The sequence below is a fragment of the Enterobacter cloacae complex sp. P24RS genome, assembly GCF_014982165.1.
Lineage (GTDB): Bacteria > Pseudomonadota > Gammaproteobacteria > Enterobacterales > Enterobacteriaceae > Enterobacter > Enterobacter quasihormaechei.
The window spans coordinates 164,211-175,759 of record NZ_JADCKU010000010.1 but is presented as its reverse complement, the minus strand read 5'-3'; the positions used below and the strand labels follow the sequence as shown (position 1 = coordinate 175,759).

Sequence of the window (11,549 nt, the reverse complement as noted above, 5' to 3'; positions counted from 1 at the left end):
GTCTCCTCTTCTATGCCAGTTATAACTGTTACCCATGTATCCGGTCTAAAGTGTTACCCATGTTTCCGGTTCATACCCGCTGCCTGCCCGGCAAGAAGCCTTACTTTTTCGATGAGACCGCGCTGCCTGCATCTTTGGTCAGGCGCAGCGTGTCAAACATCCCCACCAGGCAGATTAGCGCGATCGCCACAAATGCCAGCCGGAAGCTCATTCCCGGCATGGCGGTAAGCCCCATCGCCTCGCTGACTGTTTCCCCGATACGAATACCAATTGCCCCGAGTGAGATCCCAAGCCCCACGGCAAGCTGCGTTGCGGTTGAAAATAACGTATTGGCGTAGCTCATCTGCGCCGGGGGCACATCCGCAAAGGCCAGCGTACTGACCGCCGTAAACTGAACCGAGCGGAAAACGCCGCCCAGATAGAGGATCAGCATCACGAGCCACACCGGGGTCTGCGGAGTGATAAACGCGCAGGCCAGCAATGCCATCACATTCAGCGCACCGTTAATCAGCAAAAGCCGCTTAAACCCCAGGCCGCGGATCAGGGGCGTCGTCGCGGGTTTAATGGTGAGATTGCCAACGAAAACGGCCAGCACCAGCAGTCCCGAATGGAACGCATCCATGCCAAAGCCGACCTGAAACATCAGCGGTAGCAGGAACGGGACCGCGCTGATGGAAGCGCGAAACAGCGATCCGCCGTACAGGGTGACGCGAAACGTCGGCACTTGCATCGCATCGAGCCCGATCATCGGCCAGGCTGCCCGTTTAAAATGACGCAGCGCCAGGCCCAACGCGACAAAACCGACGATGAACAGCGTGGCCGTTAATCCTGCCCGGAGAGGCTGTCTTCCCATCAACTCCATCGCGTACACCAGGCTTACCATGGCAAGGGTGGTGACAACAAAACCCGGCAAATCAAACGGCCGTCGCGTATCTTCATGCAGGTCAGGAATGATGCGCAGCGCCAGCAAAATGGCGATGAACCCCAGCGGCACGTTAATAAAGAAGATCCAACGCCAGTCGGCATAGCTTGTGATGAACCCGCCCAGCGGCGGGCCGATGATTGGCGCAACCAGCGCAGGCCAGGTCAGGGTGGCGATTGCCGTGATGAGCTGGTGTTTTGGCGTTGTGCGTAGCACGGCCAGGCGGCCAACGGGCACCATCAGCGCGCCGCCTATGCCCTGGAGCACGCGCATCGCCACGAACTGCTCCAGCGTGGTGGACAGGCCGCAAAATACCGAGGCCAGCGTGAAGATTGCCAGCGCGAGGGCGAACACTTTGCGTGCGCCGAAGCGGTCGGCAATCCAGCCGCTGGCGGGGATCAGCACGGCCAGGGTAATCAGATAGGCGCTGATACCAATATTCAGATCCACGGCCTGTACGCCAAAGCTCTTGGCCATGTCCGGCAGCGCGGTGGCAATCACCGTCCCGTCCAGAAACTCCATAAAGAAAGCACCGGCCACCAGCAGCGCCGCAGGCGAGAGTCTACGGCCCTCTTTGCCGGTTAGGTTTTCACTCATTCTCTTCCTGCCCGTTCAAAAAATTTTATAAAAATTTACTGGAATTTATAAGTCCGTAAGATGCGGATTTATCTTGGCTTTTTTTAACAAACCAGCAGCACTGTGGGGTTAGCAACCGTGATGCAGGTCACAAAACGGTTGATTTTTGTGATGGTGGTCATATTATAAGCGTATTGACAATAACACCTGCATAACACGTTACTGGAGCAATATAATGAAACTGCGCAAAATCCTGAAAAGCATGTGGGCGAACTACTGCACGACGTTCAAAGACGTCCCACCGGGTGCGATGTTCTGATAAAAAAAACCTGCTTCGGCAGGTTTTTTTATGTCTGCGAACGACGAGAGGGAGATGGAAGGGCGTCTGTTTTGCTACTATGGCGGCCTTTCAATAAGGAGAAACCCATGTCACAAAACCTGAGCGCCGATCAGGAACTGGTATCTGACGTCGTCGCCTGCCAGCTGGTTATCAAACAAATCCTTGATGTAATTGACGTTATCGCGCCGGTAGAAGTGCGCGAAAAGATGTCGACCCAACTGAAAAACATCGATTTCACCAACCATCCTGCCGCGGCGGATCCGGTTACGCTCCGCGCGATCCAGAAAGCGATCGCGCTGATTGAACTCCGCTTCACGCCGCAGGGTGAGTCACACTAAAATAAACCGATGTTTTAAAATTAGAAACTGTTTTCTGATTATGCGTTGAAGGGCGACAGAGCCTGTCGCCCTCAGAAGGGTCAGAAGAACGTCTGCACCAGCAGATAGCTCACCACGCAGGCGCAGCTGACGCCAATCAGCCCCGGCAGAATAAAGCTGTGGTTAATGATGAATTTGCCGATGCGGGTGGTGCCGGAGCGATCGAATCCGATACAGGCCAGATCGCTCGGATAGGTGGGCAGCACAAAGTAGCCGTATGACGCCGGGAAGAAAGCAACCAGCATTTTCGGATCGATGCCCAGCATCAACCCCATCGGGGCGACGGCGGTCAAGGCCGCGGCCTGGCTGTTGACCAGTTTTGAGACCAGAAACAGCACGATGGCATACGTCCAGGGATGGCTCTTCACGACCCCCTCCAGCGCCATTTTCAGCTCGTCGAGATGCGCCTGAAAAAAGGTATCGCTCATCCACGCCACGCCAAACACCGAGAAAATGGCGACCATCCCCGCCTTAAACACTGCCCCGTTTGAAATTGCCGATGCATTGACCTTGCAGGTCATCAGCATGACGGCCCCGGCAATCAACATCATCATTTGAATGACAAGATTCATCGACAGAGCCGTCATTTTACCTTTGATCTCAAAGGCTGGGCGTAGCGCTGGCACTGCCCCCAGCAGCACCACGACGGCAATACCGGCGAAGAAAATCCACGTTGACCAATAGGCCTGTTTCGGGAAGCGCTGATCCATTAGCGTCTCCGTTCCCCCGTAGATAAACTCCCGCTGTTTCGGATCTCTCAGCTTTTCCTGAAACTCAGGATCGTCTGCCAGGTTCTTCCCGCGGCGTAAGCTCCACAGCGCGGCGATAGCGACGCCACACAGCGAGGCCGGTACGGAGACGGCCAGGATTTCGAGGATCCCCCACGCGTGGCCGATACCGTGCTGCGCACCCAGAATGGACACTAGCGACACGACGGCCACGGAAACGGGGGAGGCGGTGATCGCCATCTGAGATGCCACCGAGGCCACCGCCATTGGTCGTTCCGGACGTATGCCTTTTTTCAGGGCAATATCCGCGATAATGGGAAACATGGTGTAAACGACGTGGCCGGTCCCGCAGAGAAAGGTCAGCGTCCAGGTGGTAAATGGCGCGAGAAGGGTGATGTGCTGGGGATGTTTACGCAGCAGACGCTCCGCGAACTGCATCATCACGTTCAGGCCTCCCGCAGTCTGTAGCGTGGCCGCGCAGCCGATGACCGCAAGGATCGTGAGCATCACGTCAACCGGGGGTTTACCGGGTTGCAGACCAAAGACAAAACTCAAAATAAACAGGCCGATGCCGCTTATCAGTCCCAGTCCCATACCGCCGAAGCGTGTGCCTATCAGCAGGCAGAGGATAATGACAATAAACTCAATGGTGATCATGATGCTCCCTCGTCAATGAATGTAATTAAACAAATCATTACACGATGTGTGGTTATTCATTGGGAGCGAGATCTGATTTGTTAAATGTCAGTAAAAGCAGGGAGTTGGTACCCACTCCCTGACGGGAGCGGGTGAAAGGGATTAGTGGTGCTGAACGGTGGCAAGGTCCAGAAGATGGCGGTCCGTCTGCTCCAGGCAAATACCCGCGCGCTTCGCGTTGCGGATTTCATCTGCGAGTGTTTTCAGCAGCATGCCATCCTGCTGCTGCTCTCTGTCCATATCTCTTAAAAACCTGAAGGTCGTGATGTCCTGTTGCGCTTTGGCTTCATCAGCCAGCTTGCTCAGTGTCGCACAGCGCTGCTCATACTCTTCGAGCGTTTTCTGAAACAGTTCTTCCAGAGAAGAGTAATTATCTTCAATCGTTTCAAGCTCTTTTACGGTGGGGTTTGCCCCGACGGCTTTTAAAAAGTTAAAGACACGCATCATGTGCGTGACGTTACTTTGCGCCTGAGTACGAAAGAAGGTGGCAGTGCCGTTGAGGCTTTTTCTGGAACACCACGCGCTCAAATGCAGATGCAGATTTGAAGCGTAAAACTCCAGGTTCATCTGGGCATTCAGTTTTTGCATCATCGTTTGGGTAGTCATACTCATATCCTTATTGACTGTGGGACTTGATGTCCGCTACTTAACCTGACCTGGCAGGTATTGACGATTGAATGGCAGAAAAAGATTTCTGCAAGGTAAAGAAACTCGAAAATTCACTTCCTGTGTTCGATTTAAATAAGCATACGCTTCTCTTCGAATTAAGAAAACTCTTAATTGGGCTGTGTTTACCATACATTACAAATTTAAATATAGCGCAGAATAGAAAACAGGCGACAAGTCGGATTGTTTTTTAATTATATGATTTTATTGATTTAAAAAAGAATAACGCTCATTTTTATCGTTTCAGGAAACCTTCTTTGGCGGGAAATTCTGCGAAAGTGTTAAATGAGAAATAATATCTGCAAATATATCCTGCTGTAGGAAATTTGAGCTAAATCAATTTTACCGCAATATACGGTTCTGTGATCGCGTCGCAAGATTGTCATCTGACATGGTGTAAAAATGAAACAATGTTTTATATCGTTTCATCCGTTGAGGTTTATGATGACTAAAGTTGCGGTGCTGTTGGCACCAGGTTTTGAAGAAGCAGAAGCGATTATCACTATTGATATTCTGCGCCGCTTGCAGATTGAGGTGGAAACGCTGGCCTGCACGGAGTCCCGTGCGGTAGTGAGTTACCACAATATTCCCATGGTGGCCGACAGTACGCTAACGGAGCGCAGTGAGACGCTTTATGACGCGGTGGTGTTACCCGGCGGGCCGCAGGGAAGCGTCAGCCTCGCGGCTAACCGCGAGGTGATACGCTTTATTTCCGCGCACGACGAGCGCGGCAAGCTCATCTGTCCCATCTGCTCTGCGGCAGCGCGGGTTCTCGGCGGCAACGGGTTGCTCAAGGGGCGCCGCTACGTCTGTTCCGGCGATCTGTGGGAAACCGTTAATGACGGGGTTTATGTGGATGCGCCGGTCGTAGAGGATAACAACCTTATCAGCGGTAAGGGCCTGGGACACGCTTTTGACTTTGCGCTGACGCTCTCTGCTCGTCTGTTGGGCGACGACGCCCCCGTTCGCGATCATGCGGAACACATCTATTACTCCTGGTAATTTCCTGCCGGGCGCTCAGGCGTCCGGATGACAGGGACGTCTTAGCTGACCTTATGGATAATTCTGCTTAATCCCTTCCCATTTGTAGGACAATTACGGCCTTTTTTATGTCATTTTTCGCTGAATTTATGTACGCAATTACTGTAATTCTGCGGTGTGATGGCGCTCTCTTATGGATGATTAATTTCCCGCTAAAACTATCTCCAGCAATAACGCTTATGACGAGGTAAGCGCTAATGCCTTGTTTTAAGTCCGATTAAATAAGCTGTTCGCCATTATTCCCTACAGATAAGAATACTTAAGCTGGAGTTTACCATGCACAAATTTACTAAAGCGCTGGCGGCCATCGGCCTGGCTGCCGTTATGTCACAATCCGCTATCGCTGAAAATTTAAAGCTCGGTTTTCTGGTCAAACAGCCTGAAGAACCGTGGTTCCAGACCGAATGGAAATTTGCTGATAAAGCCGGGAAAGATTTGGGATTTGAGGTGATTAAAATCGCCGTGCCTGACGGCGAGAAAACGCTGAACGCCATCGATAGCCTGGCGGCCAGCGGCGCAAAAGGTTTCGTTATCTGTACCCCGGATCCAAAACTGGGTTCGGCTATAGCCGCGAAAGCGCGCGGTTACGATATGAAAGTCATTGCCGTTGACGACCAGTTCGTGAATGCCAAAGGCAAACCGATGGATACCGTTCCGCTGGTGATGATGGCGGCCACCAAAATCGGTGAGCGTCAGGGTCAGGAGCTCTATAAAGAGATGCAAAAACGCGGCTGGGATGTGAAAGAGACCGCCGTAATGGCCATTACCGCTGACGAGCTGGATACCGCCCGTCGTCGTACCACGGGCTCCATGGACGCGCTGAAGGCGGCCGGCTTCCCGGAAAAACAGATCTACAAAGTGCCGACCAAGTCCAACGATATCCCGGGCGCCTTTGATGCGGCGAACTCCATGCTCGTCCAGCATCCGGAGGTGAAACACTGGCTGGTGGTGGGCATGAACGACAACACCGTGCTGGGCGGCGTGCGTGCAACGGAAGGTCAGGGCTTTAAGGCACCGGACGTGATTGGGATCGGCATTAACGGCGTTGACGCCGTGAGCGAACTGTCTAAAGCGCAGGCAACCGGCTTCTACGGCTCCCTGCTGCCAAGCCCGGATGTCCACGGCTACAAATCCAGTGAAATGCTCTACAACTGGGTGACCAAAGGGGTTGAGCCGCCGAAATTCACCGAAGTGACCGACGTGGTGCTGATCACCCGCGATAACTTCAAAGAGGAGCTGGCGAAAAAAGGACTGGGCGGTAAGTAATACGCTGTGATTGCGCCCCTCACTCGCCGTGAGGGGCCAGACGTACACACTACAGGAATCACGGAGTCGTTATGCAACAGTCTGATCCGTATCTCTCTTTCCGCGGCATCGGGAAAACGTTCCCCGGCGTAAACGCGCTGACCGATATCAGCTTCGACTGCTATGCCGGCCAGGTTCACGCCCTGATGGGGGAGAACGGCGCGGGAAAATCCACGCTGCTAAAAATCCTCAGCGGCAACTACACGCCCACCACCGGTACGCTGGCCATTCGCGGCGAAGAGGTGGCCTTTGCCGACACCACGGCCGCGCTAAACGCGGGTGTCGCCATCATCTATCAGGAGCTGCACCTTATTCCTGAGATGACCGTGGCGGAGAACATCTATCTGGGCCAGCTTCCGCATAAAAGCGGCGTGGTCAACCGCTCGCTGCTCAACTATGAAGCGGGCTTGCAGCTGAAGCACCTTGGGCTGGATGTCGATCCGCAAACGCCCCTTAAGTATCTCTCCATCGGCCAGTGGCAGATGGTGGAAATTGCCAAAGCGCTGGCGCGTAACGCCAAAATCATCGCTTTCGATGAGCCAACCAGCTCGCTCTCCGCGCGCGAAATAGAAAACCTCTTTCGCGTGATCCGCGAGCTGCGCAAAGAGGGCCGCATCATTCTGTACGTTTCTCACCGTATGGAAGAGATTTTCGCCTTAAGCGATGCCATCACGGTGTTTAAGGATGGCCGCTACGTGCACACCTTTACCGATATGGAGCAGGTCAATCATGACCAGCTGGTGCAGGCGATGGTCGGACGCGATCTGGGTGATATCTACCACTGGAAACCGCGCGAATACGGCCCGGAGCGTCTGCGTCTGGATAACGTTAAAGCGCCCGGCGTTCGCACGCCTATCTCACTCTCGGTGCGCAGCGGCGAAATCGTCGGGCTGTTTGGCCTGGTGGGAGCAGGGCGTAGCGAGCTGATGAAAGGGCTGTTTGGCGGTACGCGCATCACCCAGGGCCAGGTCTTCGTCGACGGGAAAAAGGTGGATATTCAGAAGCCTGCCCAGGCGATTAATGCGGGCATCATGCTCTGCCCGGAGGATCGAAAGGCCGAAGGCATCATTCCTGTACACTCGGTGCGCGACAACATCAACATCTCTGCCCGGCGCAAGTTCATCCGTGCGGGATGCCTGATTAACGACGGCTGGGAGGCGAGCAACGCGGATCACCATATCCGTTCGCTGAACATCAAAACCCCCGGCGCTGAACAGCTGATCATGAACCTGTCCGGCGGCAACCAGCAGAAAGCGATTCTGGGTCGCTGGCTGTCGGAAGACATGAAGGTCATTTTGCTCGACGAGCCGACGCGCGGCATCGACGTCGGGGCGAAACACGAAATTTATAACGTCATCTATGAGCTGGCAAAACGCGGCGTGGCGGTGCTGTTCGCCTCCAGCGATCTGCCTGAAGTGCTCGGCGTTGCCGACCGTATCGTTGTGATGCGCGAAGGCGAAATTGCCGGTGAATTGTTGCATGAACAGGCGAATGAACAACAGGCGTTGAGTCTCGCCATGCCTAAAGTTAGCCAGGCTGTCGCCTGAGTAAGGAGTCAATGATGTCCTCTGTTACTACATCCGGAGCGCCGAAGTCGGCCTTCAGCGTTGGCCGCATCTGGGACCAGTACGGCATGCTGGTGGTTTTTGCCGCCCTGTTCGTTGCGTGCGCGATTTTTGTGCCAAACTTCGCGACCTTCATCAACATGAAGGGGCTGGGGCTGGCGATCTCCATGTCCGGCATGGTGGCCTGCGGAATGCTGTTCTGTCTGGCCTCCGGCGATTTTGACCTGTCGGTCGCCTCGGTGATTGCCTGTGCCGGCGTCACCACCGCCGTGGTCATCAACATGACCGAAAGCCTGTGGATCGGCGTATTTGCCGGGCTGATGCTCGGCGTGCTGAGCGGCCTGGTGAACGGCTTCGTGATTGCGCGCCTGAAGATTAACGCCCTGATCACGACGCTGGCGACCATGCAAATCGTGCGCGGTCTGGCCTATATCATCTCTGACGGTAAGGCGGTGGGGATTGAAGACGAGCGCTTCTTCACGCTGGGCTATGCTAACTGGCTGGGCCTGCCCGCGCCTATCTGGCTGACGGTCGCCTGTCTGATCCTGTTCGGTTTCCTGCTTAACCGCACCACCTTTGGCCGTAATACCCTGGCAATTGGCGGTAACGAGGAAGCGGCGCGCCTGGCGGGGGTGCCGGTTGTGCGCACCAAGATCATTATCTTCGTGCTTTCCGGGCTGGTATCGGCGGCGGCGGGGATTATTCTGGCGTCGCGCATGACCAGCGGCCAGCCAATGACCTCTATCGGCTATGAGCTGATTGTCATTTCAGCCTGCGTTTTGGGGGGCGTTTCCCTCAAGGGCGGCATCGGAAAAATCTCATATGTGGTGGCGGGGATCCTGATTCTGGGGACCGTGGAGAACGCCATGAACCTGCTTAATATTTCTCCGTTCTCTCAGTACGTCGTGCGCGGCCTGATCCTGCTGGCAGCGGTGATATTCGACCGTTACAAGCAAAAAGCGAAGCGCACCGTCTGATTTATTTTTAGTCACCAATATGCTCAACTATTAACCATAGTTGACCCCCTGACCGGCCCGCCAGTTTTGCTGACGGGCCGGTTGCTAAATGGCGAGCAGCGTCACACTGTCTATACTTACATGGCTGTTTTGCTAACCGTAAGGAGGATTAGGGTGGCTGACTTGTTAACCGCACCGCCTGTACTGCCCGGAAAATTTGCTTTCTTTTTTGACCTCGACGGGACGCTCGCCGGGATTGAGCCGCATCCTGATGACGTCGTTGTACCGGATACGGTGTTAGAGAATTTGCAGCAGCTCTCACGACAGAACGAGGGGGCACTGGCATTGATTTCAGGGCGCTCAATGGCTGAGCTGGACGTGCTCGCCAGTCCTTATCACTTTCCGCTGGCCGGTGTACACGGAGCGGAGCGCCGCGACATCCATGATCAACTGCACATAGTTTCACTCCCCGATACGCTGATTCAGGCGCTGCATGCGCAACTCTCTTCGGCACTGGAACTGCTTCCTGGTACGGAACTGGAAGCCAAAGGCATGGCCTTTGCGCTGCACTACCGTCAGGCACCCCACCATGAGTCGGCGATCTTTGCGCTGGCAAGAAGCGTGGCGGAAGCCCATCCGGAGCTGGCCTTACAGCCGGGTAAATGTGTGGTTGAGATTAAACCGGCAGGCATTAATAAAGGCGCTGCCATTGCAGCGTTTATGGCGGAAGCACCGTTCAAAGGGCGTACGCCTGTATTTTTTGGGGATGACCTGACCGATGAGGCCGGGTTCAGCGTGGTAAACCAGGCCGAGGGCATGTCTGTCAAGGTCGGGCCTGGTGAAACCATTGCCGGATGGCGTCTGGAAAATGTCGCCAGCGTCTGGCAGTGGATATCTGACGTCGCTAACCAGCAACAACAACAAATAGCGCAAAACAACGGGAGAAATCATTATGGGTCGCTTAGTCGTCGTCTCTAATCGCATCGCACCGCCGGATGATAAAAAAGCCAGTGCCGGTGGACTGGCGGTCGGGGTATTAGGTGCCCTCAAAGCCGCGGGTGGTCTCTGGTTTGGCTGGAGCGGTGAAATCAGTAATGATGAAAAACCGCTAAACAAGGTGTCGCGGGGCAATATCACGTGGGCCTCTTTCGCCCTCAGCGAAAAGGACTACGATGAATATTATTCCGAGTTCTCGAACGCCGTGCTGTGGCCTGCGTTCCACTATCGTCTGGATCTGGTGAAGTTCCAGCGTGAATCCTATGAAGGCTATATGCGCGTCAACGCGCTGCTGGCAGATAAACTGCTGCCGCTCATCGAAGAAGACGATATTTTATGGATCCACGATTATCACCTGCTGCCCTTCGCCAGGGAGCTGCGTAAACGTGGCGTGAAGAACCGCATCGGCTTCTTCCTGCATATTCCTTTCCCGACTCCGGAGATTTTTACGGCGCTGCCGCAACATGAAGAGATCCTGGAGGCGCTGTCCGATTACGACCTGCTCGGGTTCCAGACGGAAAACGACAGGCTGGCTTTCCTCGACAGCGTGTCGGGTAAAACGCGGCTTGTCACTCACGGCGGAAAATCTCACACCGCGTGGGGGCGAAATTTCCATACCGAAGTCTACCCGATTGGTATTGAGCCTGACGAAATCGCCGAACAGGCCTCCGGCCCGCTGCCGCCGAAGCTTGCGCAGCTTAAGAACGAACTTAAGCACGTTAAGAACATCTTCTCGGTCGAGCGCCTGGATTACTCCAAAGGGTTGCCGGAACGATTCCTTGCTTACGAAACCCTGCTGGATAAATTCCCGCAGCATCACGGCAAGATCCGCTATACACAGATAGCGCCAACCTCGCGCGGTGAGGTTCAGGCCTATCAGGATATTCGTCACCAGCTGGAGACCGAAGCAGGGCGCATCAACGGACGTTACGGCCAGCTCGGCTGGACACCGCTTTTCTATCTGAATCAGCACTTTGAGCGCAAAATCCTGATGAAGGTGTTCCGCTATGCTGACGTCGGCCTGGTCACACCGCTGCGCGACGGGATGAATCTGGTGGCAAAAGAGTATGTTGCAGCACAAGATCCTGCTGACCCTGGCGTGCTGGTGCTGTCACAATTTGCCGGTGCGGCAAACGAGTTAACCTCAGCGCTGATTGTGAACCCTTACGATCGCGATGACGTGGCCAATGCCCTGAACCGCGCGTTAACCATGCCGCTTGCGGAACGTATTTCACGTCATTCGGAAATGATGGAGACCATCGTTAAGAATGATATCGACCGCTGGCAGGCGCGTTTTATTGACGATTTGCGCGCGATCCAGCCGCAGAGTCAGGAAGGTGACCTGCAAAAAAAGATCGCGACATTCCCTAAACTCGCCTGA

At 54.6% G+C, this 11,549-nt stretch carries 11 protein-coding genes; 8 read left to right on the top strand and 3 right to left on the bottom strand.

Annotated features, from left to right (window positions below; genetic code table 11):
- Positions 1–100 precede the first annotated feature (100 nt).
- Positions 101–1,519, bottom strand: a complete 1,419-nt coding sequence (locus INF58_RS12895) for an MFS transporter (protein ID WP_193527816.1) — start codon at positions 1,517–1,519, stop codon at positions 101–103.
- Positions 1,520–1,733: 214 nt separating this feature from the next.
- Here INF58_RS12895 and azuC point away from each other — a divergent pair, with 214 nt between their 5' ends.
- Together azuC and INF58_RS12885 are read left to right on the top strand one after the other, a co-directional pair.
- Entirely contained in the window at positions 1,734–1,817 is an 84-nt protein-coding gene (gene azuC, locus INF58_RS12890; protein ID WP_003859682.1) for a stress response protein AzuC, read from the top strand.
- A 107-nt stretch (positions 1,818–1,924) separates the two neighbouring features.
- Entirely contained in the window at positions 1,925–2,176 is a 252-nt protein-coding gene (locus tag INF58_RS12885; RefSeq protein WP_003859683.1) for a DUF2766 family protein, read from the top strand.
- Between the two features lie 80 nt (positions 2,177–2,256).
- Here the strand turns inward: INF58_RS12885 and INF58_RS12880 are convergent, their stop codons facing one another.
- Both INF58_RS12880 and INF58_RS12875 read right to left on the bottom strand, forming a co-directional pair.
- Entirely contained in the window at positions 2,257–3,600 is a 1,344-nt protein-coding gene (locus tag INF58_RS12880) for an anaerobic C4-dicarboxylate transporter (protein WP_112793130.1), read from the bottom strand.
- Positions 3,601–3,741: 141 nt separating this feature from the next.
- Positions 3,742–4,245 (bottom strand): non-heme ferritin-like protein, encoded by a 504-nt coding sequence (locus INF58_RS12875; protein ID WP_102751027.1) that lies wholly within the window; start codon positions 4,243–4,245, stop codon positions 3,742–3,744.
- A 504-nt stretch (positions 4,246–4,749) separates the two neighbouring features.
- On the opposite strand from INF58_RS12875, the gene INF58_RS12870 reads away from it, so the two are divergent.
- From INF58_RS12870 to otsA, 6 genes are all read left to right on the top strand, one after another.
- Positions 4,750–5,307, top strand: a complete 558-nt coding sequence (locus tag INF58_RS12870) for a DJ-1/PfpI family protein (protein ID WP_193527824.1) — start codon at positions 4,750–4,752, stop codon at positions 5,305–5,307.
- Positions 5,308–5,622: 315 nt separating this feature from the next.
- Complete coding sequence (gene araF, locus INF58_RS12865; RefSeq protein ID WP_017384422.1) at positions 5,623–6,612, top strand: arabinose ABC transporter substrate-binding protein AraF; 990 nt, start codon at positions 5,623–5,625, stop codon at positions 6,610–6,612.
- 71 nt (positions 6,613–6,683) lie between these two features.
- A complete protein-coding gene (araG, locus tag INF58_RS12860) occupies positions 6,684–8,198 on the top strand; it encodes an L-arabinose ABC transporter ATP-binding protein AraG (protein ID WP_193527815.1) in 1,515 nt (504 codons plus the stop codon).
- A gap of 14 nt (positions 8,199–8,212) precedes the next feature.
- Positions 8,213–9,193 carry an L-arabinose ABC transporter permease AraH gene (gene araH / locus INF58_RS12855; protein WP_063450143.1) on the top strand — a complete coding sequence of 327 codons (981 nt, stop codon included), beginning with the start codon at positions 8,213–8,215 and terminating at the stop codon, positions 9,191–9,193.
- 153 nt (positions 9,194–9,346) lie between these two features.
- Positions 9,347–10,150 (top strand): trehalose-phosphatase, encoded by an 804-nt coding sequence (gene otsB / locus INF58_RS12850; protein WP_193033465.1) that lies wholly within the window; start codon positions 9,347–9,349, stop codon positions 10,148–10,150.
- Positions 10,125–11,549, top strand: coding sequence for an alpha,alpha-trehalose-phosphate synthase (otsA, locus tag INF58_RS12845; RefSeq protein WP_063868442.1), 1,425 nt, complete (start codon positions 10,125–10,127; stop codon positions 11,547–11,549). The genes otsB and otsA overlap by 26 nt, the downstream gene beginning before the upstream one ends.